At 63.2% G+C, this 21,069-nt stretch carries 24 protein-coding genes and 1 pseudogene; 5 read left to right on the top strand and 20 right to left on the bottom strand.

The window, feature by feature from the left end; genetic code table 11:
- Positions 1–329: 329 nt before the first annotated feature.
- The 5 genes from AB4Y43_RS35560 to AB4Y43_RS35540 all read right to left on the bottom strand — a co-directional run bounded on the left by AB4Y43_RS35560 (position 330) and on the right by AB4Y43_RS35540 (position 4,463).
- The gene (locus AB4Y43_RS35560) at positions 330–1,277 is read right to left on the bottom strand and encodes a lyase (protein WP_342949793.1); all 948 of its coding nucleotides are present in this window, start codon (positions 1,275–1,277) and stop codon (positions 330–332) included.
- A 537-nt stretch (positions 1,278–1,814) separates the two neighbouring features.
- Positions 1,815–2,717, bottom strand: coding sequence for a CopD family protein (locus tag AB4Y43_RS35555; RefSeq protein WP_342949696.1), 903 nt, complete (start codon positions 2,715–2,717; stop codon positions 1,815–1,817).
- 2 nt (positions 2,718–2,719) lie between these two features.
- On the bottom strand, positions 2,720–3,085 hold the full coding sequence (locus tag AB4Y43_RS35550; RefSeq protein WP_342949695.1) for a copper resistance protein CopC: 366 nt from the start codon (positions 3,083–3,085) through the stop codon (positions 2,720–2,722).
- Positions 3,086–3,102: 17 nt separating this feature from the next.
- Complete coding sequence (locus tag AB4Y43_RS35545) at positions 3,103–4,002, bottom strand: hypothetical protein (protein ID WP_342949694.1); 900 nt, start codon at positions 4,000–4,002, stop codon at positions 3,103–3,105.
- A gap of 155 nt (positions 4,003–4,157) precedes the next feature.
- Positions 4,158–4,463 (bottom strand): DUF2946 domain-containing protein, encoded by a 306-nt coding sequence (locus AB4Y43_RS35540; protein ID WP_368729931.1) that lies wholly within the window; start codon positions 4,461–4,463, stop codon positions 4,158–4,160.
- On the opposite strand from AB4Y43_RS35540, the gene AB4Y43_RS35535 reads away from it, so the two are divergent.
- A complete protein-coding gene (locus AB4Y43_RS35535) occupies positions 4,359–4,694 on the top strand; it encodes a hypothetical protein (protein ID WP_342949693.1) in 336 nt (111 codons plus the stop codon). The genes AB4Y43_RS35540 and AB4Y43_RS35535 overlap by 105 nt on opposite strands.
- 129 nt (positions 4,695–4,823) lie before the next feature.
- Here AB4Y43_RS35535 and AB4Y43_RS35530 read toward each other — a convergent pair whose 3' ends face one another.
- Both AB4Y43_RS35530 and AB4Y43_RS35525 read right to left on the bottom strand, forming a co-directional pair.
- Complete coding sequence (locus AB4Y43_RS35530) at positions 4,824–5,003, bottom strand: hypothetical protein (RefSeq protein ID WP_368729921.1); 180 nt, start codon at positions 5,001–5,003, stop codon at positions 4,824–4,826.
- Positions 4,975–5,142, bottom strand: a pseudogene (locus tag AB4Y43_RS35525) (H-NS histone family protein); the annotation flags it as partial. The gene AB4Y43_RS35530 and the pseudogene AB4Y43_RS35525, both read right to left, overlap by 29 nt.
- 476 nt (positions 5,143–5,618) lie before the next feature.
- Here AB4Y43_RS35525 and AB4Y43_RS35520 point away from each other — a divergent pair.
- On the top strand, positions 5,619–5,867 hold the full coding sequence (locus AB4Y43_RS35520; RefSeq protein WP_069263874.1) for a hypothetical protein: 249 nt from the start codon (positions 5,619–5,621) through the stop codon (positions 5,865–5,867).
- Positions 5,868–5,890: 23 nt separating this feature from the next.
- Here the strand turns inward: AB4Y43_RS35520 and AB4Y43_RS35515 are convergent, their stop codons facing one another.
- The 4 genes from AB4Y43_RS35515 to AB4Y43_RS35500 form a co-directional block, all read right to left on the bottom strand.
- Entirely contained in the window at positions 5,891–6,343 is a 453-nt protein-coding gene (locus AB4Y43_RS35515) for a PA2169 family four-helix-bundle protein (RefSeq protein WP_368605274.1), read from the bottom strand.
- Between the two features lie 149 nt (positions 6,344–6,492).
- Complete coding sequence (locus tag AB4Y43_RS35510; protein WP_368729920.1) at positions 6,493–7,497, bottom strand: substrate-binding domain-containing protein; 1,005 nt, start codon at positions 7,495–7,497, stop codon at positions 6,493–6,495.
- Positions 7,498–7,530: 33 nt separating this feature from the next.
- The gene (locus AB4Y43_RS35505) at positions 7,531–8,568 is read right to left on the bottom strand and encodes an ABC transporter permease (protein WP_256094633.1); all 1,038 of its coding nucleotides are present in this window, start codon (positions 8,566–8,568) and stop codon (positions 7,531–7,533) included.
- A complete protein-coding gene (locus tag AB4Y43_RS35500; RefSeq protein WP_069263870.1) occupies positions 8,565–9,386 on the bottom strand; it encodes an ATP-binding cassette domain-containing protein in 822 nt (273 codons plus the stop codon). Before AB4Y43_RS35500 ends, AB4Y43_RS35505 begins: the two co-directional genes overlap by 4 nt.
- 387 nt (positions 9,387–9,773) lie before the next feature.
- On the opposite strand from AB4Y43_RS35500, the gene AB4Y43_RS35495 reads away from it, so the two are divergent.
- Complete coding sequence (locus AB4Y43_RS35495) at positions 9,774–10,211, top strand: GNAT family N-acetyltransferase (RefSeq protein WP_342947539.1); 438 nt, start codon at positions 9,774–9,776, stop codon at positions 10,209–10,211.
- An 8-nt stretch (positions 10,212–10,219) separates the two neighbouring features.
- Here AB4Y43_RS35495 and AB4Y43_RS35490 read toward each other — a convergent pair whose 3' ends face one another.
- From AB4Y43_RS35490 to AB4Y43_RS35475, 4 genes are all read right to left on the bottom strand, one after another.
- A complete protein-coding gene (locus tag AB4Y43_RS35490; protein WP_342947540.1) occupies positions 10,220–10,522 on the bottom strand; it encodes a hypothetical protein in 303 nt (100 codons plus the stop codon).
- A 56-nt stretch (positions 10,523–10,578) separates the two neighbouring features.
- Positions 10,579–11,454 (bottom strand): phosphate/phosphite/phosphonate ABC transporter substrate-binding protein, encoded by an 876-nt coding sequence (locus AB4Y43_RS35485; protein WP_368729919.1) that lies wholly within the window; start codon positions 11,452–11,454, stop codon positions 10,579–10,581.
- A gap of 16 nt (positions 11,455–11,470) precedes the next feature.
- A complete protein-coding gene (locus AB4Y43_RS35480) occupies positions 11,471–12,589 on the bottom strand; it encodes an acyl-CoA dehydrogenase family protein (RefSeq protein ID WP_368729918.1) in 1,119 nt (372 codons plus the stop codon).
- A gap of 279 nt (positions 12,590–12,868) precedes the next feature.
- On the bottom strand, positions 12,869–15,082 hold the full coding sequence (locus AB4Y43_RS35475) for a beta-glucosidase (RefSeq protein WP_368729930.1): 2,214 nt from the start codon (positions 15,080–15,082) through the stop codon (positions 12,869–12,871).
- A gap of 387 nt (positions 15,083–15,469) precedes the next feature.
- Here AB4Y43_RS35475 and AB4Y43_RS35470 point away from each other — a divergent pair, with 387 nt between their 5' ends.
- Positions 15,470–16,624, top strand: coding sequence for a helix-turn-helix domain-containing protein (locus AB4Y43_RS35470; protein WP_368729917.1), 1,155 nt, complete (start codon positions 15,470–15,472; stop codon positions 16,622–16,624).
- 180 nt (positions 16,625–16,804) lie between these two features.
- Here the strand turns inward: AB4Y43_RS35470 and AB4Y43_RS35465 are convergent, their stop codons facing one another.
- The 5 genes from AB4Y43_RS35465 to AB4Y43_RS35445 form a co-directional block, all read right to left on the bottom strand.
- Entirely contained in the window at positions 16,805–17,017 is a 213-nt protein-coding gene (locus tag AB4Y43_RS35465; protein ID WP_028203895.1) for a hypothetical protein, read from the bottom strand.
- A 30-nt stretch (positions 17,018–17,047) separates the two neighbouring features.
- Positions 17,048–17,266 carry a hypothetical protein gene (locus AB4Y43_RS35460; RefSeq protein WP_141710642.1) on the bottom strand — a complete coding sequence of 73 codons (219 nt, stop codon included), beginning with the start codon at positions 17,264–17,266 and terminating at the stop codon, positions 17,048–17,050.
- A gap of 168 nt (positions 17,267–17,434) precedes the next feature.
- Entirely contained in the window at positions 17,435–18,067 is a 633-nt protein-coding gene (locus AB4Y43_RS35455; RefSeq protein WP_069263858.1) for a response regulator transcription factor, read from the bottom strand.
- Positions 18,042–19,553: a histidine kinase gene (locus AB4Y43_RS35450; protein WP_069264170.1), complete on the bottom strand. Its 1,512-nt coding sequence runs from the start codon at positions 19,551–19,553 to the stop codon at positions 18,042–18,044. The genes AB4Y43_RS35455 and AB4Y43_RS35450 overlap by 26 nt, the downstream gene beginning before the upstream one ends.
- A 136-nt stretch (positions 19,554–19,689) precedes the next feature.
- Positions 19,690–19,998, bottom strand: coding sequence for a hypothetical protein (locus tag AB4Y43_RS35445; RefSeq protein WP_368729916.1), 309 nt, complete (start codon positions 19,996–19,998; stop codon positions 19,690–19,692).
- 289 nt (positions 19,999–20,287) lie between these two features.
- On the opposite strand from AB4Y43_RS35445, the gene AB4Y43_RS35440 reads away from it, so the two are divergent.
- Positions 20,288–21,069: ABC transporter substrate-binding protein (locus AB4Y43_RS35440; protein ID WP_368729915.1), on the top strand; the 782-nt coding region annotated here is incomplete at its 3' end.

Raw genomic sequence — 21,069 nt, 5'->3', positions numbered from 1 at the left:
ACCGCAATCCGCGTCGTAGCAGACATTCATGCGAGCGCATGACGGCGGAAACAGTCGAGCCGCCGGTCAGTGGCACTCACAGTGCTGCCTGTCAGCAGCTAGCGTCGCCCGCTGCGGCCCCATACGTACCGTACCCACCGATGCCATCGGCTTTTAGGCGTGGGCGCGTTGTGCGCGGGCTGCGCTTCGCAATCCCGCTGGACGGATTTTCGTACCTGTTCGTGGATCTGCCGCAGCGTCATGCCACCAGGACCCTTCAGTTTGTCGGGATCGGAATCGGAATCGTCTGTCATTGGGGGTGCCTGGAGAGAACAACGGTTGCAGTGGTCTCACTTGCTGCCGCCAATCGTTGCGCTGGACCGGTAGCGCAGCAGATGATCCGTGCCAGACTCCGACAGCCAGACTTCTCCCGGCCGGCCCATCATCTGGCGTACGTTCGCGTGTGGCCGCGGCAGCGCAAACGTCTCGAATCGTTCGGTTCTTGGGTCAAAGCGCACTAGCGCATTAGTGCTCCATTCGCTGAGCCAGACGATGTCTCTGTCGTCAACGAATATCGCATACGCATGCGGATCGGAGCCCGGGAGTTTCCATTCGCGCCAACGGTGCGTCGCCGGGTCAAAGACTCCCACCTTTCCTGCGTTCCACTCGCTGATCCAGACGCGTCCTTTTGAATCGGACCATACCCGGCGCGCTCCCTGTTTCGGTGTTGGCGGCTCGATGACCTCCGCCGCGCCGCTCACCGGATCGATGCGGCCGAGGTAGCTGCCAGCCAATGAAGCGAAGTACAAGCTGCCATCAGGGGTGACACAGATGCCATAGGCGCCCGGCCCTCGCGGCGCATCGAACACGCGCATGCTGCCGCTGCGCGGGTCAAGCTCACCATAGATTCCGCCCTGTCCGGTAAACCAAAGGTGCCCCCGTTTGTCGAAGACCGCCGTGTTCAGGTTGGCATTCTGTCGGTCTTCAGGCAACGGGAAGCGCGCGACAGCGAGTGTCTTCGGATCGACGCGTACGATCGCGTTCAGCCCGCCGTCGGTGATCCATGCGGCTCCATCCGGACCGACGATCACGCCGTGCGGCGCCGATCCGTTGCCGAGCGGGATCCGCTCGGACTTGCCGCTGCGCGGGTCCAACCTTCCGACTGCGCCTTGCGCCTGCGCGGTGTACCAGACGGTGCCACCAGACTCTGGCGCGACATCGTGCGGTGCGCTACCGGAGGGCACAGCAAATGAGTCGAACGAAAGGGACTGAGCCTGCGCCGAACCTGGTGCCAACATCGCACCAACAAGAACCGACGCAAAATATCGGAAGAAACGGGATGCGTTAATTCCGTTCACCGTCGCGCAAACCGCTGTATTTGCGATGCGAACCACGTCCGCCTCCGTGACGGGATATTGCTGGCACTGATGCGTGCTTATTGTGGCACTAACTGGGAGAATTCTCGGCCTGGGCGCAGACAAAGTGCGTGACAGGCATTTGTCTGCGATTAGCAGGCGGCTCGATGGGCGCGCAACGACGCATGGCGAGCTGAGCAAAGGGGCGGCCACGCGCGCGGTGGCCGTCTTATGAGGGCGAATGCGTGAATTCGGCCAGGAACTGACGTTTGCCATCGCCGCTACTCGGCCATTCGAACGGCTGTTCTACTCAATCGGCGGACCTTCGAGGTCAGACAGCACTAGACCCCGTCATGGGCCAACGCGGCGCGTTCCCTGGGCCATGGACAGGGGAGCCAAGACGATACCCAATGCACGCACCATGGATGAATACGAGGCGTCGCTGCGATGGACGTCAGGCAAATGCGAGGGCTGGCGTTGTCAACCGTCTGTCGGAGGCGTATGGCCCAGGACGGCAGCGAATGCGAGAACGGCCAACATGGCGACCGCTTCTATGGACAGCCACGCGTTGAAGCGTTCTTGTGCGGCCATGAAAGCGGGGCCGTCCTGCTGCGCCCGCCCGCGGAGCTCGGGGAGAACCACCAGCCGGTTCCAGCCGCCCAATGCCACGGCCGCTGCGACGCACACGAGCTTCGCCGTGAGTATCCGGCCCCATCCCATGCTGAGGAACGGCACGCCTGCCTGCGCGGTGTCCTGCATCACGTTGTAGAGGCCGGTGATCAACACGACGACAAGTGCAGCCGTCGCCAAATGCGAGAGCGCTTCGCAGAAGATCGCCCTTTCTTCGGCCGCCAAATGAGCGGTCGGCGAGCGCCGGAGCACGGCCGCCGCGACGATCACGGCGCCCGCCCAGAGCGCCGTCGCGCACAGATGCACGACATGGATCGCTTCTCGCGCCGAGAAGTCGCCCGCGTCGGCTGCGTGGCTGGCCGCGGCCTTGCCCGCCGCCCACGCGACGAGGCCCGCGGCGAAGAGAGGTAGGCCGCGACGGTCGAAGAGGCGGCTCAGCGTCGCCAGCAGCGCGCCGCTGAACCCAACCGACCACGCGACACCGTAGTGCGACTCCGTGAGCACGGCCATGACTGCGGGGCCGGCCTCGGCAAATGGCGAGCCGCTCATCACGGCGGCCTGCAGCCAGAGGTATGCGAGGCCCGTGAGCGCCAACGCGATCGCGAGGCCCGCCTGCCAACCGCGCAGTGTGGCCGGCGCGCCCATACCGCTCCGCTTCCCCATCACGGCGCACGCGAGGGAGCCCGCAGCCGTCGCGAACAGCACGTTCTGCACGGCTGCCACGGCGGTCTGCGCGGCGACGAGCGGCTCCATGCTCACTTCACCGTGAACATGTAGTGGCCCTGCGTACGGTGCCCGTCCGCCGCGACAGCGACCCACGAGACCGTGTAGACACCCGGCGTCTGCGGGTTCAGCGCGACCGACATGTGCTTGCTGTTCGACGGGTCGGCAACGGCCTTGCCGCTCGTGATGGCCTTGCCCTGTGCGTCCGTGACGGTGATCGAGCTGAATGCGGGCTCGAGGCCATCGTCGAAGTCGATTGCGACTTCCTTCTGCGAGCCTGGCACGGTCGAACCAGCCCCCGGCGCCTGATGGGTCGGGTAGGCGTGCGCCTGCACGAACTGACAGACGGCGATCAATACTGCGGCAACGGCGCCGCGCGCGGTCGTATGCAGTTTCATGAAGGATTCCTCATAGGTCAGAACAGCGGCTTGCCGATCGAGTTCGGGAAAATGTCGTCGAAGTAGATATGGGCTTGCACCAGGATACCCGTGTGCGTGCCGGTCGCGCGATTGACGGGAATCTGTGCTTCGACGCCGAACTGCCCGTAGCGATTGATCCAGATCACGCCGGGGTTGATCGTGCCCGTCGTCTGTCCGGCGCACGCGCCTGCCGTGCAGGTGCTCATCGGGAATTCGACGACGGGAATCAGGTTGCTGAACGGCTGGGGCAGCCCGAGATCCTTCACCTGTTGTTGCAGGTACGGAATGCTGTACTGCAGCGTGACGCCCCAGCCGAGCGAGTTCGGCCCCTGGTCCGATGACGCGGTCGTCAGATTCGGGCCGATCGTGCCGGTGATGGCGAACGGCCGCAGGTAGCCGAGCGACGCGGGCAGGTCGCCGAAGCCCTTGCCGAAATAGACGGTCGGGGTGAAGGTCGAAAACGGGTTGGCGATCGATGTGGCGCCGGTGCCGCCAAGCGTGGCAAGCAGCCCGACAGACGCCATGAACTCGTGCTGCGGGTTTGCGTAGACGAGATATTTGACGCCGAGCGTGAAATTGTCCCAGCCCTTCGCGTTGCCGTCCGGCGAGTTCAGGCTCGCGTAGTTGCTCGCGACGCTGAACGCGAGATTCTTCGTGATCAGCTTGTCCCACTCGTACGACACCGTGTTGATGTTCGTGTCGTTGCCATTGCTGTTGGGCGTCTTGATGTGGCCGTACTCCAGGTTGAATTCATCGCCCACGCCGGGATCGTCGACCGCCAGCGTGGCAGGGAATACACGATCGCCGACCACCGCGTGGGCCGACGCATCGACTGAAACCAGGCACGGCGCAAGCGCGCACAGCGCTGCGGCACCCCGTTTGAGAGTGGTTCGCATATCCAGATCCTGATCGAATTGTGGTGAGGCGCCCTCGCACGCGGCCCCTGGTGTGGACGAGGAAGTCCTGGCAGGCTGGCGCAGAGCAGGTGTGCGCCAGCGCAGCGATGCCGCTCACCGGAATCGCCACATTGGCTGGAAAACGTCTGCGAAGATCAGGATGAGGCGGGCGGAGCGCGCGGCTGAGCCGGCGTCAGCACCGTGTACGGGCGGAACGCAGCGGTGACGAGGGGGGCAGGAAAGGAAGGGCGCTGCGGCGCGACGCTCGATGCGACGGCCACCCCAGGCAAGGCCGGCGAGTGCGCGAACAGTCCGCAATAGGGGCACGCGTCGCACAGCGACGACGAATCGGAGCCATGGTGGTGCCCGGCATGGGCATCCAACGCGACCTCGACCGCCGCGTGATGGTGATGGGAATGATGCTCGTGACGCGCGACATCGCCATGCGCGCCGCGCAGCACCTGGGACACCACAGGCGCGACCACACTCAGCAGGATGGCAAGCATCCCGAGCCAGGCACCGATCTTCTGACGGTGGCGGTTGAGCACGTGTATCGGCGATACGTAAAAAAATTTACGAGGAACGTCGAGCCATCGCCGCTCTTCACCGGCGGCTGGTCGAGCGCGACCAGTTTGCAACAGGCAGTGCAACGATTAGGTGGCCGAGCGTACCAAATCTTTCGCCTGGGGTGAGGTTCCCCATCACATAGCGGCAATTTGACGCTACGGATTAATTGTAGTGTGGCGGCGCGCCGCACAGGCCCTGAATCAGTGCGTGGTTTTTCGCCCGGACCTGGGCGAAAACGTCGACCTCGGTCGACCTCATCGGCCGGCAGCAACTTGTCGATCAGGGTCATTTGGCCGACTTGGCGGAGTCGCGCTGATGTCAGTCACGAATGAGTTACCTGTCGCGGTTCTTTGCGTCCGTGATCCAGTTGGCACACGCCCCCTCCCCGACCACGCCGCCTCCGTTTTCGGGGCGCGGTATTTGGGGGCGGCCACGCTCCCGTGTCTTGACGAGCGCCCACCCCGCGCGCGCGAAGATATTCCACTCGGTAAGCCCGTATTTGGTGACTTTGGCCCTGATGTCCGCAAGCACCGCCTCGAATTCTGCCGCTCTCGCAGCAGCCGCCTGCTCCACGAGCAGGGTCGTTTGTGCTTTCAGTTCCTGGAATATCGCCAGATTTGCCTCCAAAACTTGACACGGTGATGGCGCTCATAGCTCGCGTCGATTCGGCTCGATTGCAACTGGCCACTGACTAGCCCGACCCGGGTACAGAATCCGCCGACGCGCTGTGATCTATGTAGCGCTGGCAACGGAACACCAGAACGGTTTGTATGCCCATGATCGCTTCGCACCGCCCGATAGGAGTGGCCGAAGTTTCCTCCAGAAATCGACGCTCGGCATCACTATAAAGATAAGTATTCTTATCACAAGGCATTCATTCAATGTGAAAACATTCCATATTGAAAACGCGTCACGCCTCCAGGGGGCCGCGCCGGAGCACCCAGGAATCAATTGAGGCAACCGCCTCCGGCACGCCCTCAACTGCGCACCGGGTCCAAAATATGCGCTGTTTCCGTCAAGCGACAGCGCGCAAAACCGGGAGTGGTGTGATGAATCGGGAACGCAGAGCGAAGATCGAGGCGGTGGCGGGCAGGCTCATTCAGGAAGTGATGACGACCGGCCTCACATGGGATGAGGCGGTCGCTGTATTTGGCCTTGCCGCGAAGGCCACGGCACAAGCTGCAGTACGTCTCGGGGCCGGCACGCCCGCGGATTGCCTTACGGTGGCGCGCATTCGGTTCGAGGACGCCTTCGCGCAGGACGTGCGGGTGGTCGTTACGGAATCCGCCACCCAGTAGCGCCCACGTCGACCACGCTCGAGTCAGGGTTTCGTCTCGGCAAACTGGACTCGCAATTCGCGGATGCGATCGAGATCCTGGGCCACATCGCTATATAGCCGTGCCACCACGGCGTTCACATCAGCGGGCAAATTCCTTTCAAGCGCACTGTGAAACCGCTTCTCCGCGGTATCTTCGCCCTTTTCGCAATCTGCAAGGATGGCGTCGTCGGTGCGGGTGCCAACCGCGGATTTCACATTGAGCCAGCCGCGATGCAACGCGCCCGCAACGCTGCCGCCGTTTTCCGGCTTGCCGCCAAGCTTCACGACGAGCTCCTGCAACTGGCGCGCGCCACGCGAGCAGTGCACGGCACTTTCGAGCAGCGCTTCGTTCACGCTTGCGTGCTGTGCCCCGTCGGCTGCTTTCGTGAATTCGTGCTCGCCGTCCTTTGAAGTTTCGATCAGCTCGTTCAGCATGGCAATGACAGTGGTCGTCATGGGTTCGCTCCCGTCGAATAAACGCGTGAAAAGCTCCATGTTTCCGCATACGCCATGCCCGAACCGTCCTGCCAGGGGTACGATCGCGCCCGGCGCAACCTATGAGAATTTCACCGCGTCGTGCCCCCGTACCTTCATCCCATTCGTCCTTAGCGAATCCCGCGCTTGATGAGCGGAATGAGCGAGTCGATCGTCGCGGGTGTCTGCACACCGGCGCCGGTGTTGATGGTCAGTCCCGCGAAGTGATAAGCCGCCGAGAGCACGCACTGCGTAACCGGCAGAAAGCCCTGCAGATAAAGCTGCTGATCGAGCGTCGCGGTGATGAATTTGCTCTGCAGCCCGGAAATCGTGGCAGGCGCAAGATCGATGCCGCCCACGATGATTTGCCCCGGCTTCTTGCCGGCCTGCTGGAGCGCCTGCGGAATGAACCCGGTCACGCCGCCGTGCTGGGTGCCGATGGCCTTCAGATCAGGGTGCGCCTGGATAAAGGCGACCAGGATCGGCACGGCGAGCGATGAATCGGAATCCACCTGAGGGGAGATATTGAGCCGGGTCACCTTCACACCGGCCTTTTCCAGCGTCTCGGCAAGGCCGCGGTCGGACTGGCTGCGCACACTCTCGTTGAAGACGCCATATTCGAGCGCCTCGTCGCCCTTCTTGAGCCCGGCGCTCAGCATGGCCTGAGCGGTAATCTGGCCGCCAACGTAGAGTTCGACGCCAGCGTAGCCGAAGCCCTTCGCGTCGTAGAGCTTCTGATTATCGGGCAGCGGCGTATTGCCGACGGTCACGATGATGCCCTGGTCGACCGCCTGCTTGATCAGCGGGGCGAAGGCCGGATCGCCCGGGTGGCCCATGATGCCGATACACGTCGGCTTTGCCGCCATCGCCTGGCGGAACTGCGCAAGCATCGTCTCCGGGCTCCAGGCCGAGAACTGCTCGATCACCTTGATGCCGAAGGCGTGTCCCGCATCGGCAGCCCCCGTCTGACGTGGCAATGTCGCGCCGTCGCCGGGGTTTCCGCCCATCTGCATATACATCGTCATACCGGCGCCGAGTTGCCCTGACGTGGTCGGATCGGTCGCGCCGGCGTTCATCGAAAGGCCGAACGCAAGCACGCCCGCCCCCAGGAGGACTCCCGTCATGATCTTGTTCATCTCTCTCTCCTATCTCCTGATTTAACGGCTTTATCACCTCCCAAGCCTGAATCTTTCGCGCAACGCGCGCAGCCTGGCGGGATTCTCGACCAACAGATGCAGGATCACGGCGACGATGAACACCACCCCTTCGATCGCCTGTACCCAGAAGCCGGCGATGCCTGTCGCAACGATGCCGGCCTCCAGCATGCCAATCACGAAGGTGCCGAAGAAAGTCCCTACGATCGTCGCCGTGCCGCCGAACACCGAAGTTCCGCCGATGAACACGCCGGCCAGCGCCGGCAGCAGGTAGCCTTGCCCCTGGGTCGAGAAATAGTTCAGGTTCTCGAGCGTGAGCAGAACCGTGGCGAAACCGGCCAGTACACCCATCAGCGTGAACAGCTTCACCGTCTCACGCAGCACATTGATGCCCACGACCTTCGCTACGTTGCGGTTGTCTCCGATGAACAGCACGTGCTCGCCAAAACGGTGGCGATTGAGGATGAACCACATGAATATTGCGAGCCCGAGCGCCCAGAGCGCTTGCATCGGGAGGACGCCGAACAACGTGCCCGTGAAGACTGCATAGGCTGAACCGCTGGCGAGCTGCTGTAGCGCATAGGAGAGCCCGCCGGAAAGAATCGAAGCAACACCTGCCCAGAGGAACTGCGTGCCGATCGTCACGATGATCGAGGGCATCCCGACCACCGCGACCAGCACCCCATTCACCACGCCGACCAGCGCGCCGCCTGCCAACGCCGCAACAATGGCTAGCCACGCGGATCCGGTGGTATTCACGCACCAGGCGAACAGAAAGCCCGAGAATGCCATCACCGAAGGGAAGGACAGATCGATCTCCCCCGCCGCAATCACCAGCGTCAGCCCGATCGCCAGCACCACGAGCGGCGGCACAGTGGTCAGGAAGGAGAAGTAGATTGGCCAGCCCAAAAACACGCGCGGTGCCGTTGCCATGAACAGGCCGACCACCAGCGCGAATACGACCAGGCTCGGCAAGCCCTCCATGCGGGCAAATCCCGGCAGACGCAAACCCACCGGGCGCACCGGCCGTTTTTCCTTGATCGGATCGCTCACGTCTTTGTCCCCGCAACCGGCGCCGGTCCGTGCCCGCTCTGCTGCAGCGAAATCAGATACCGCGTTAGATCCTCGAGGCTCATCTCGCCTGACTTGATATCCGCGACGATGCGGCCGCGATCGAGCACGACCAGCCGATCGGCTAGCTCGTGCACATGGGCGAGGTTATGTTCGATGTAAATGCAGGCGCGCCCGGACTCCTTAATGGAGCGCACGAAGTCGAGAACCTTGCGCACCTCGCTGATGGCAAGTGCCACCGTGGGTTCATCGAGAATGATCAGATCGCTGTCGAAATACATCGCCCGTCCGATCGCGATGCCCTGGCGCTCGCCACCGGAGAGTTTCGCAATCAACGAATCCGCGTCGATCCCCACGCCGCGAAAACCGAGCTGTTGCTTGAGAATATCGTTGGCAATGCGCCGTTCTTCGGCGACATTGATGAAGCCGAGCCGATTGGTGATCTGCCGGCCGACAAAAAAGTTACGCCACAGCGGTTGCTTCTCGCCGAGCGATTTCTCCTGATACACCGTCTCGAAGCGCAACCGGTGTGCCTCGCGCACGGAAAAGCGGCTCCAGTCGACCTCTTCGTCGCGAATGAACAGCTTGCCCGTGCTCGGCCGCACGACACCGGTCAACACCTTGATGAGCGTCGATTTGCCCGCGCCGTTATCGCCGATCAGGCCGACGATCTCGTTGCGGCCAATGGCGAGGTCGATGCCGGAAAGCGCGCGTATCTTGCCGTAGGACAGGCTGATGCCCTGCGCGCGCACGATATGCCGCCAGTCGCTCGCAGCGGGCGCGGCATCGCTCGCCGTCACGCTGCGCTCCGGCTCGAATGAACCACAGAGATGTTGTGTACGACGATAGCCATAAAACTTTCCCCTTTGCTTATCGCTCGCCGCCTCAACTTACCTGGAAAAGTCTCTGGAATATAGTAAGACTAACAGTCAAAGTCTAGTTCAAGAATCGCCTCGCGAGACCGCTTGTTTCATCGGGAAATTACTAGTCCTGGGCATCCGAATAACGGAATGTAAGGGACTTGGGCACGTCCACGATTGATAGCAAACTTCGCGCGCGTGACCTGACACGGTGGCCCGTGCAGGAGGCACGACAGCACCGTTCGCTACCACGGCGTCGAGGTCGACAACGTGCTTGAGATGGTCAACAATCACCGGGCCCGCCACTGCCAGTTTCGACCGCCACGAATGAATCCACCTGAATTCACACTTCGCGCAGCGACGCCCGCCGACGAGCCATTTCTGTTCGCTTTGCGCAAGGCAACGATGACCGAGCACCTGGAACGTGCTGGCGAATCCACCGACGAGCACACACATTGGGAGCGTCTTCGCTATCGCTACGGCGACGCTTATGTCATCTGTTGCGGGTCGGAAAAACTCGGACTCTTCAAGTTCTTTCGCGACCTCGATGAATGGACCATCGTACAAATCCAGATCCTGCCCGAACATCAGGGTCGCGGTATCGCGGCCCATCTGCTCGGTGAATTTCTAAGCCACGCAGACGACGCTCGCGTCCCTGTCAAACTCAGTGTTCTGAAGGGCAATCGGGCCATTAGCCTTTACCAGCGCTTTGGGTTTCACGTGGTCGACGCGACTGACACGTCGTTGCTGATGAGGCGGCGGTAACGCCGCCGCTACATGAAATTGCGCGTATGCAGCGCCGCAAGCTGCTTCGCCTGAGCCGGCTCGAAGCCAAGGCGCACCAGCCTCGTGTAGCGGCTATCGGCCATTTCGCGCATCAAGGTTTGAACCTGCGCGTAGCCTCGCGCCACGGCCGCCGGCGTCAACTCGCCCGCGGCGATCAGGATCAGCGCGTCGAATACCTCTTCATTGAGACCCGCGGTGCCCTCCAGTGCGTCATGACGTTGCTCGACCGCGTGGGCCAGACGCGAACGCAGGCGCGGCTCGCTGTTGAGCCGGTAAAGCAGATGGGACATGCCCAGGGCGACATGGCGGGCCTCGTCACTGAGCGCCGGCGTCGAAACCGAGCGACTCAATATCGATAAGCGGGCTCGGCGATTCGGCCTTGGTCGTCATAGAAAGCCTCTTCCGTTACCGCACACTCGAGCAATGCGTAGCCACTGGCGCGGCCGGGCAGCCACGACCTGAGACCCTCCAGTTCGAGCAACGGACGCACCCGCGCGTCGTTCCAGTCCATCGAGCGCAGCAGGTCGCCAAAGCGCTGCGCCGCTTCCTGCGGCACGCCGGGGCTAACCGTCATGTTGCAGTGATCGAATGCGCCCGTCGTGGCGACGATGCGCGACGCGCCCGCCGGCAGCGTCCCTTCGTCGGCAAACGCCCGGAAGTTGCCTGCGATCATCCACGTGGCGTCGATTTCGCCGCGCACGAGGGCGCTTGCCGCATCGCGTTCGCCGCCGATATGGTCGCCGTGCTTGCCGCCCAGCACATCGAAGCGGCGCGCCTGGTAGTCCTGGCCCGCGACGAGGCCGCCCTCGTGGCGCAGATGATCCAGCGGAATCAGCGTGGCCTGAGGCGAGTCGATCGCACCGAAGCCGATCGTGCCGCCGCGCAGGTCGGCGAGTGTCTGGACGCGACTGTCACGGCTAACCACGAGCACCGAATGCAGGTCGCGGTCCGTGTCGCGCATGGCGAGCGGCAGCACGGTCTCGCCGCGCGCCTGCGCGATGCGGCTCGCGCGTATCCAGGCAAGCGGGGAATTCCACGCGAACGCAATATCGCCTGCGAACTGGGCCTCGACCTGCGTTTCATAGTTCGAGTAAAGCAGATAGTCGATCGCGACTCCGCGTTCGGCAAACCATGCCTTGAAGCCCTCCCAGATCGTGACGACCTTGGGCGCATACGCAACGGCGCCGAGCATCAGGGGGGCATTTCGTGCGCTTGAGGACATGATGGGTGGCTCCTCATCAGGCGAGCGGCAGGCCGCACAGCACGCGGCCAACGAACTCGTAAAGGACGTCCGAGGTCGGTCCCATGATGGAGGCGGCGCGCGCGTCGCGGAACAGTCGCTCGATGCCCACCTCTTTGCGAAAGGCCGCGCCGCCGCAAATACGCATCGCCGTATCGGTCACGGCGAGCGCGGCTTCCGCGGCCACCGCCTTCACTTCGAGTACGCGCAGCATCGCGTCGGGCCGGCCCGACGCCAGCGCGGCGAGCGTATCGTCGCGCAGCGCGCGCGCCTGATCGACGCGCAGCTGCGCGCGGGCGAGATAGGCGCGGATGGTCGGCAGGTCGGCAAGGGCACTGCCGCTCTCCGCGAAGCGGCTGCCGGTCACGTGAGGAATGGCGCGCGCCAGCGCGCCATCGGCGATGCCGATCGATGTCGACGCAACGAGGTTTGCAAACGCCGGCAATGCTTCGCCATTCATGATGTCGCCGCCGCCCCCGTCAGGGCCGAGCATCGCACTGGCCGGCACACGCAAACCTTCGGCCTGGATCGGCGCGGACGCGTTGCCGCGCAAGCCGAGGCCGTCGAAGGGCTGCGGACAGTGCAGCCCTTGCGCACGGCTGTCCACGAGCCACAGCGTACTGGCGCCATCCGCGGCCAGCGCCGGTCGCGACGACCAGACGTAGGAGTCGGCTTCGACGGCGGACGTCACCATGCTCTTGCTGCCGTTGAGCACGAAATCGTCGCCATGGGGATGCGCGGTGCCGACCGGCGCCCAGAAATGGCTGCGCGAGCCGGTCTCGGACCATGCCAGCGTGGTGAGGTGCCCGCCTTGCGCAATGGCGCGCCTCACTTCGATGGGGCCGTATTTTTCGATGAGGATGGCGCCGGCGTAGTGCATGGTGACGACCATCGCGGTGGACGGGCAGTCCCGCGCGATGCGCTCGACCACCTGACACGCCTGCGCGACGCCCTGCCCCATGCCGCCGACCTCTTCGGCGCTGACGAGTCCGAGCAGACGTGCCTCGCCTAGTGCGTCGAGGGCCGCGCGAGGAAAGCGCGCGAGCTGATCCGTTTGGGGAGCTTCGGGGGCAATAGCGGTGCGAACGAGCGGTTCCAGCACGTCGATCAAGGACATCGGAGTCTCCCGGACAGAGTTGGCGGAGACGGTCGTCCGGGTCTGTGCTGATGCCGCGCACGTGTTGCGCAGCCGAAAATGGAGGACGCGCGTGCGCCGCTCCGGTGCATCTGTCGCATGCAGACCTGCAACAACGACTCTCGCACTTGAAGGAGCCCGCAGCGCATCGGCAGTGCCGCAGGCCGGCACATTATTGCATCCGCCGATTTTCTCTGGACGCTGGGTGTCCTCGCTCGTCCGCAAGGCCTGGGCGCGCGCTGCGCCCAGGCCTCAGACAGCTCAATGCATATCGCCAACGACAACGCGTGCCGACAACGCGTTCGTATCGCGCGACGACGACGCGGCGCGAATCTCGTAGCTTCCGCCATGCACCTGCCACGCGTGCGTCGTGACGTTCCACGTCGCGAGGCGCCGCGCCGGGATGACGACGGTCACCTGCTGCGACTGCCCAGGCCGCAAGGCGACCTTCGTCCATCCCACCAGGCGCTGCGGCGGCTCGCCGAGTCCCGGCGGCAGCGTCGCGTACACCTGGGCGACTTCGGCGCCGGCACGCGAGCCCGTGTTGGCAACGGTGAACGTCGCGATCACATTGCCGCCCTGATCGGTACGCGTCCGGAGCCCCGAGTACGAGTAAGTCGTATAGGAGAGGCCATAGCCAAACGGGAAGAGCGGATCGATGTTTTTCGCATCGAACCAGCGGTACCCCATCAGGAGTCCTTCGCTATAGACGACGTTCAGGTTGTTCGGGTCGATGGTCGGCTGCGGCAGATCGGCTTCCTGGCGCGGGAACGTGATCGGCAGCTTGGCGGACGGGTTTACGTCGCCGAACAGGATGTCCGCGATCGCCTGACCGCCTTGCACACCGGGATACCACGCTTCCACTACACCGTGAACGCTGCCGAGCCACAGCATCGTGACGGGGCTGCCATTCTCCAGCACGACGATGATCCGTTTGGCCTTCGCAGCCACCGCGTTGATCAGCGCATTCTGGTCGTAAAGCTGATTGCTCGCGTCCGCCTTGTTGTCCGGCAAGGACAGGTTCGCCAGATCCGTGCCCTCGCTTTCCCACTGCGTGGCGAACACGATCGCGACATCGGCGCTGGCGGCTGCGCTAGCCGCGGCGGAGGCGTTCGTGCCGTCGAAATACGTCACCGTGGCCTGAGGCGCCTTGGCCTTGATCGCGTTGTACGGCGAGGACTTGTACCAGGTCGCGCAACTCGAAAGCAGCGGATTGCCGGACTGGCATCCCGACACCGCATTGCCGTCTGCCGCGGGCACGCCTCCCGACCCGCCTCCGGACATCACACCGACATCGGCATGGCCGCCGATCACGACGATCGAGTGCAGGCCGCCAGCGGCGAGCGGAAGGACCGGCTGGTTACTGCCCGATGCCGGGCCATTCTTCAGTAGAACGATCGACTCGTGCGCGACCGCGAGAGCGTCACGGTTGCCTGCCGTCTGGTCGACCGAGCCGCCGGGGGTGGGCGGGTTGTCCATGACGCCGAGGGCGATCATGGTGCGCAGCTTGCGAAAGACCATGTCGTTGAGACGGGCGACCGGAACGGTACCGGCCTGGACCGCGGCCTTGAGCGCGCTGCTGAAATAAGACTGAATGCCAAAGCCCGCGCCTGCCGTACCGAGATCGCCGGGCTGCTCTTCATCGAGACCCGCCATCGCGGACGCGACAGTGCTATGGTTGGCCGTCCAGTCCGACTGAACCTTGCCCTTGAATCCCCACTCTTTCTTCAGGATGGTCGTGAGGAGTTCCGGGTTCTGGCAGGCATACACGCCATTGATCAGGTTGTACGAGCACATCACGTTGCCGGGATGCCCCTCGCGCACGGCGATCTCGAAGGCGAGCAGCTCCGTTTCCCGCATCGTCCTTTCGTCGACCACGGAATTGCTCGTCATCCGGTTGGTTTCCTGGTCGTTCATCGCGTAGTGCTTCACCGTTGCGATCACGTCCTGAGACTGCGTCCCCATGGTGCGCGCCGCACTCATCGTGCCGGTCAGGACGGGATCTTCGCCCATGTACTCGAACGTGCGGCCGTCGCGCGGTTCACGCGCCAGATTGAGCCCGCCACCCAGCCCTTCCGCGTAGCCGAGCACGCGCAGCTCACGGGCAATACGCGAGCCGTAGGCTCCCGCGAGCGCCACATCCCAGCTCGAGGCGAGCCCGATCGGTGCGGGAAAAGCCGTGGCATGCGCGTTCTGCACATTCACGCCGCCAGCCGAATCCGCGGTGGCCAACGGGGGAATGCCCAGGCGACTGATACCGGGGATATAACCGGCGCCCTGCACCCACGATGGAAACGGACCACCCAGACCGACGGTGGGAATGCCCGTGCCGTGCACCAGCTGGATCTTTTCGTCGAGCGTCAATTGCGATACCAGCACTGCCGCGCGCCTGTCGGCCTGGTCGCCCTTCGCTTTCCAGTCAAAGGCCGGCTGCTGTGATACACCCGAAGCCTGGGAAAAGAACTGCGCCACCATCGAAAATGGGCTGTTTCCCCATGTATTGCCGGTGGCAGCTTGATCCGCGTACGCCACAGAGCCGGCACACAATGCGCCGGCGACGGCAATCGCTATTTTCTTCGTATTCCTCACGGTGTCTCTCCTGTTTTGCCGATTGCATGAGCGATGACCCGCAGGATTGCGGGACCGTAATCGGACTACATTTTTCTTCTAGTTTTATGTTGAATTGCCCTACGTAGCGAGATGACGATAGCACCGGAGAAACGTTGGCGCTTATCGTGCCGTCGCAGAACTTAACTTTGCGTCGCAGCATCAGGGTTTGCCTTAACCCTGCGCCGTTTGCCATTCCGTCGCTACCTTACAGGCAGTTTTCGAGTCTGCGCACCCGCTCACAGCGCCCGCGCAGTGGTTCATGCGGATTCGATATCTGGCCCCATCGGGCCGTTTGAGGATTGCAGCAAGGATGCTAAAGTCACCAGCTACCAGCGGTTAGCCGAGGCGACGTTTCTCCGTTCCATGGTGTCTCCCATGACGACCGATCAAAAGACCGTTTCAAACGTCCTTGCCCAACTCTCGCTCAAGTCCGCCGTCGAGCACGGCATGTCGCCGCACGATTTCACGCGCCTCACCGGCATCACCGAGGCGGAACTCGTCCATCCGGACGGGCGCATCCCCGCACACAAGCACATTGCCATGCTCAATCTGCTGGAGCCGGGCTACCAGGCTTCGGAGCGGCTCGAAATCTTTTCCAGTTATTCGTTTCGCGCCCCGATCAGCACCTTATTGGCCATTGTCACGAACAGCCCGACGTTGACGAAGGCCTTTGACCAGTTTCTGCGCTACCGGGTGTTGATCGGAAATGTCGATACCGTGAAGGTCAAGCGGGCAGCCCAGACATTCGAATTCGAATACGTTCTGGACGGCGCGGGCAGAAGTTCATCGAGCGCTTTCTATAATTTTCTGCTGCTCATTCGACTCGCCGAACAGTACAACGACGACGAGCCCTATCCCACCCAGGTCGAGTTGACCGGAGAGGCGTTTGCGCCCGTCTCCCAGCTCTCGCACCTGTGTGGCGCGACGGTGAAATTCAGGCAAAGCCGCAACCGCATGCTGATGAAAACCGGAGCGGCAGACCTGCCGTATTGCAGGTACAACGAGATCACCGAAAACATTCTCTGCGGGCAGGCCGATGCCGATATCAGACGCTTCGTTGTGGGCCATTCGTTTTCTTCGAGAATCGAAGCCTTCGTGACGAAGATGATTCGTGAGGCGCATGCCGGTCTGCCATTTGCGAACCCCAGGGAAGAAGTCTGCGGCCGCCTTGGCATTTCACGCTCGACGCTGCACCGGCGCCTGCAGGTTGAAGGGACGAACTTCCAGGCTATCCTGTCCCATGCGCGCCTCGAGGAGGCACGGCGGTTGCTGCCGTTGGCCGATTATTCGGTTGCCGCGGTGAGCGATCTTCTCGGCTTTTCTTCTCCCTGCGCGTTCTCGCGTTTCTTTCTCGAGAACAGCGGCAAGTCTCCTTCGCGCTACAAGTTCGAAAACTGCAGGCTCTAGTGAGCCTTCTGGGCAAACCGCGCCTGCGCTGTACACGATCGAATATTCGGGACCAGAAAGAAAGCGAACACGCGCGTCGAAATCACGATGAGGTCGATGAACAGAGCGCACTACGCAATACACGTGGATGATCAGATCGAGGCCGCATGAGCGCTCGACGCGCCGTCACGAAGGCGCAAGTCAGTGCGCCGGTCCGAAGAAGGCCTGCGCACCTTCCGATGGCGTCAGTCCGGCGGCGAAATAGCCTTCGAGGCGCTCGGCCTTGGCGTCGTCGAGCAAAAACGGCGGACGCACGAGCCCTTGCGCGATGGCGTGGTCGTACCACCGGCTCATCCACTCGCGCAGCTTCGTTTCATAGGGTGACGGCAATTCGTCTGGCGCGATCTCTTCCATGCGCAATCTCCGCTCGCGGCCTGACTGCCGCTATATGCTTGTCGCGACACGTGCTGCGCCCATCGAAGGACGCAGGATATCGGGTGGAAACACCTGCCATCCACGGTCGGGATGGCGGAAGAAAAACAGCGCGCGCGGTCCGTCCGCTGTCTGCGCCTCGATGAACACGCTCGCGATCCGCCCGGACGGCGCACGATGCACCGTCACGACCCGCACTGTCTGCCTGCTGGTGGGGTTCAGCCACTTCACGACTGCTGCCCCTAACGACTGCCGCACCGCCATCGCCGCCCCCCACGCTTTAGGTGAAATCATCGTAGACAGCCGTTAAACCGGCCGCCATCGGGACGGGTAGATAGTTCCCTCGGGATTGTCCGGTTCGTTTGTCAGGATTTCCTTCTCGCCGCGCACGACCGCGCGTTACTCGCCCACCAGCCCATGCCGGATCGCATAGCGGATCACCTCCGCGTTATTGCCCAGCCCGAGTTTTTGCATCAGCCGCATCTTGTGGGTGCTGATCGTCTTGGCGCTGAGCGCGCACGCATCGGCGATATCGTTGATGCTCTTGCCCGACGCGAGCATCTGCAACACCTGGAACTCGCGGTCCGAGAGCACTTCGTGCGGGGGCACATCGCCCGAATGCTTCTCGAACACCATGGCGTCGACGAGTTTCGGGTCGATAAAGCGCCCGCCGTCCGCGAGCTTGCGAATCGCGGCCAGCAGCACTTCCGGATCGCTGTCCTTCGTCACGTAGCCTGTCGCGCCGGCCCGCAGCGCGCGCGACGCGACCTGGGCTTCGTTGTGGATGCTGAGCACGAGCACCGGCAACGCAGGTTCCTCGGCGCGCACGCGGCGGATGAGATCGACGCCGCTGATGCCCGGCATCGTCATGTCCAGCAGCAGCAGGTCGACTTCGCAGGTCCGCAGCTTTTCGATCACCTCCGAGCCCTGCCCGGCCTCCGCCGTCACGACCATGTCGGCAGTCGTCGCGAGGATCTGCTTGAGTCCGCCACGCACGATGGCATGGTCATCGGCGATGAGTATTCTGATCATGGGGGTCTTCGAGCGGAACGTGGATCGAAATCGTGGTGCCAGACGCAATGCCGATGGTCAGGTCTTTGCAGGGCTGACTGTCGATGCTCAACGTACCACCAATCAGCCTCGCGCGCTCTGTCATGCCAAGCAGACCGTATGCGTACCTTGCATACGCGGCGGCCACGTCGAAGCCGCGGCCGTCGTCGCGCACACGCAAGTCGAGCGAGCCGGGCCCGGTGCTGAGCGTGAGCTCGACGCGCTGCGCCGCCGCGTGGCGCGCGACGTTCGTCAGCGCCGCCTCGACGATCCGGAAGAGCGCCGTGGCCTGCATGTCCGACAAGGCCGGCTCGCCGCTTGCCATGTGCAGTTCGCACGGGATGGCGTTGTGCCGGCTCCATTGACTGGTGAGCCATTCGAGCGCCGAAACGAGGCCGAAGTTGAGCGCCGCGGGCCGCAGGTGGCTTGCCACGTTGCGGACCATCCAGATCGTGCCTTCGACCAGTTCGCGCATGTCGTCGGCCCGGCCGACGGCCTCCGGATCGTCGGTGAGCCGCATCCGCAGCAGCGAGACGTCCATTTTCAGCGCCGTCAGCAACTGGCCGAGTTCGTCCTGAATCTCCAGCGCGCTGCGCTTGCGCTCGTCTTCGCGCATTCCCTCCAGATAAGCCGACAGGGCCCGCTGCTGCTCGCGCGAGCGCACGAGTTCGTCCTCCACGCGCTTGCGGCCGGAAATGTCGTGCAGGCCGACGTAAATGGCCGGTGCGCCATCGTAGTTCGACAGCCGTGCTGTCGCCATGGCCCAGAACTGCGTCCCGTCCGGCCGACGCAGATTCACCTCCGCGTCGCTGAAGCTGCCTTGGGCCGCGAGACAGCGCACGAGTCTTTCGCGCTCCAGCGGATCGACGTAGAAGTCGACGATATTGACGTTCGCGCGCGCCGCTTCATCGAGGCGCAGCAGTTCGCGAAACCGTGCGTTGGCATAGAGCAGTTGGCCGTCGGGCATCGAGGTGATGCCCATGGCCACCGGGCCCGATTCGACGATCGCGCGAAAGCGCGTTTCGCACGCGTTGAGCCCGCGCTGCTGCATGGCGAGTTGCCGGTGGGCCGACCGCAACGCGATGTGCGTGCGGACCCTGGCCACCAGCTCCTCGACGAGCACGGGCTTGCGCACATGGTCGGCTGCGCCGGCGCTGAGGCCATCGGCGAGACTTCGATGATGGCCTGCCGGCATCATGAGCACCACGGGAATATCGCGCGTGCGCGCATCCGACTTCAGGCTGCGGCAGGTGGCCAGGGCGCCCACACTGGCGGCCTCTGAATCGAGCAGAATCAGTTCGGGCTGGGAGACGTACGAACGCTCCAGCACCTCGAGGCCGCTGTTCGCGGCGAGCACCTCGAAGCCCTCCCATACGAGGTGGTCGGCGATCAAGCGGGTCTCGTTCGGCGTACCGCCCGCGACCAGTATCGTGCAGGGGTTCGTTGTCGTGGCCTGCGAGTCAGTCATCTTGCCCACGGTTGCTCCGGCCCTGGTTACTTTGTTTTGTCCCCGTCGCCAAAGCCATGGCCCTTCGGCAACCCTTTATCACGTATGCAGGTAATACGGATTGCGCGCCCCGTTAGCCCTCTATGTTCCAGGTGCCTTACGTAGCGAACGACTGCCTCGCGGAAATTTCCGCACGGTCGATCAGTTCGTCGAGACTGCGTGTGAGTTCGCCAAGCGCCGATAACGCATACAGATCGAGCTTGTCCGCATGGTTGCGGCGCAAGTCTTTCATGCTTTCCTGCAAGCGCCGTATCGTGCCCGCGCGGCTGTCCGGCAGCGGCCAGCAGTGCATCAAATAAGCCAGCGGCATGAGATTGCGGGATTCGCACCACGTATCGAACAGGCGCATGCAGATCGAGTTCACGTCCTGCACGCGCGCCTTACGGTCGCCCCACTCGGAAATCATCGCGCGTCGCCTCTGCCAAGCTTCGAATTTTGCTGACCTCATGATGAGCCCGCCAATGATCGCGTGCAGTCGTCTTCGACTGCAAACGGTAAAGGGGAACCCTGAATCTTGTGTCGGGAAATCCTGAATGGCGGACTTCGAGGCGCAATCGCACCCTTGAATGTCTGCCGGGAATTTCCGTCCTGGCCCGAAGTAAAGCGGATTGTCGGCGAGATTACGTCGCGTTATGCTGCGCGCGACTGACCGTTCGGTTCCACACAATGCCGCGCATGGCATACGCTGATTTCGTATGAACAGAAGACAGATGATCGCGCAATGCGTCGGTATAGGCGCGAGCCTGATAACGATGCGGGCGACCATGGCGTTGCCGGTCAGCCGTGGGCCAGCAAGCGTCGTATTCCTGAATCCGGGCGAAAGCGTGGAACACGATACGGGCCAGCACTGGCAACTCGTCTCGCGCTTCATGGCCGCGACTGCAAAACGCTTTGGCATGCAGCTGGAAGTGCTCTACGCGGAGCGCGATCACCTGCTGATGCTTCGCCAGGCCGAATCCGTAGCGGCACGCACAGCGGCGCCCGACTATGTGGTGATCGTCAACGAAAAAATGGCCGCGCCGCAGATGCTGCAAACGCTGGCACGCTCGAGCGCCAAAGTGCTGTTGATCCACAACGATCTGACCGAAGCCCAGCGTGCCCAGACCGGCAACGAGCGCGAACGGATCGCGAACTGGATCGGCACCGTCACCGCCGATGCCGGACGCGGCAGCTTTCGCCTCATGGATTACCTGATCCGTTCGAACGGCAGCGGACCCGCCCGCGTGATCGGCATTACCGGCGACCCTGCCACGCCGGTCTCTGCCGAGCGCGCCGCCGGGGTGCAGGCCGCGCTGGCGCGCCGGCCGCAGGACCGCATCGATCAGCTCGTCTATGGGGACTGGAGTTTTTCCGACGGCCGCGACAAGGCGCGCGTGCTGCTCTCGCGCTACCCGGATGCCAATATCCTTTGGGCTGCCAACGATTCGATGACGCTTGGTGCATTGAGTGCGGTGCAGGAGCGGCATCTGTCCACCAT

The sequence above is a fragment of the Paraburkholderia sp. BR10872 genome, assembly GCF_040965835.1.
Classification (GTDB): Bacteria; Pseudomonadota; Gammaproteobacteria; order Burkholderiales; family Burkholderiaceae; genus Paraburkholderia; species Paraburkholderia nodosa_A.
Note: the sequence above shows the minus strand (reverse complement) of the source record. Positions and strands in the feature narration are given on the sequence as shown.

Excerpts from the sequence above, each read along its gene's own strand:
- AB4Y43_RS35510 (WP_368729920.1), bottom strand. The coding sequence starts at position 7,497 with ATGAACAAGATCATGACGGGAGTCCTCCTGGGGGCGGGCGTGCTTGCG.
- AB4Y43_RS35535 (WP_342949693.1), top strand. The coding sequence starts at position 4,359 with ATGGTGGTGCCCGGCATGGGCATCCAACGCGACCTCGACCGCCGCGTG.
- AB4Y43_RS35475 (WP_368729930.1), bottom strand. The coding sequence starts at position 15,082 with ATGGTGGCGCAGTTCTTTTCCCAGGCTTCGGGTGTATCACAGCAGCCG.
- AB4Y43_RS35490 (WP_342947540.1), bottom strand. The coding sequence starts at position 10,522 with ATGTCCCATCTGCTTTACCGGCTCAACAGCGAGCCGCGCCTGCGTTCG.
- AB4Y43_RS35465 (WP_028203895.1), bottom strand. The coding sequence starts at position 17,017 with ATGGAAGAGATCGCGCCAGACGAATTGCCGTCACCCTATGAAACGAAG.
- AB4Y43_RS35445 (WP_368729916.1), bottom strand. The coding sequence starts at position 19,998 with ATGATTTCCGAGTGGGGCGACCGTAAGGCGCGCGTGCAGGACGTGAAC.
- AB4Y43_RS35515 (WP_368605274.1), bottom strand. The coding sequence starts at position 6,343 with ATGACGACCACTGTCATTGCCATGCTGAACGAGCTGATCGAAACTTCA.
- AB4Y43_RS35545 (WP_342949694.1), bottom strand. The coding sequence starts at position 4,002 with ATGCGAACCACTCTCAAACGGGGTGCCGCAGCGCTGTGCGCGCTTGCG.
- AB4Y43_RS35455 (WP_069263858.1), bottom strand. The coding sequence starts at position 18,067 with ATGATCAGAATACTCATCGCCGATGACCATGCCATCGTGCGTGGCGGA.
- AB4Y43_RS35555 (WP_342949696.1), bottom strand. The coding sequence starts at position 2,717 with ATGGAGCCGCTCGTCGCCGCGCAGACCGCCGTGGCAGCCGTGCAGAAC.
- AB4Y43_RS35520 (WP_069263874.1), top strand. The coding sequence starts at position 5,619 with ATGAATCGGGAACGCAGAGCGAAGATCGAGGCGGTGGCGGGCAGGCTC.
- AB4Y43_RS35550 (WP_342949695.1), bottom strand. The coding sequence starts at position 3,085 with ATGAAACTGCATACGACCGCGCGCGGCGCCGTTGCCGCAGTATTGATC.
- AB4Y43_RS35560 (WP_342949793.1), bottom strand. The coding sequence starts at position 1,277 with ATGTTGGCACCAGGTTCGGCGCAGGCTCAGTCCCTTTCGTTCGACTCA.
- AB4Y43_RS35480 (WP_368729918.1), bottom strand. The coding sequence starts at position 12,589 with ATGTCCTTGATCGACGTGCTGGAACCGCTCGTTCGCACCGCTATTGCC.
- AB4Y43_RS35450 (WP_069264170.1), bottom strand. The coding sequence starts at position 19,553 with ATGACTGACTCGCAGGCCACGACAACGAACCCCTGCACGATACTGGTC.
- AB4Y43_RS35485 (WP_368729919.1), bottom strand. The coding sequence starts at position 11,454 with ATGTCCTCAAGCGCACGAAATGCCCCCCTGATGCTCGGCGCCGTTGCG.
- AB4Y43_RS35495 (WP_342947539.1), top strand. The coding sequence starts at position 9,774 with ATGAATCCACCTGAATTCACACTTCGCGCAGCGACGCCCGCCGACGAG.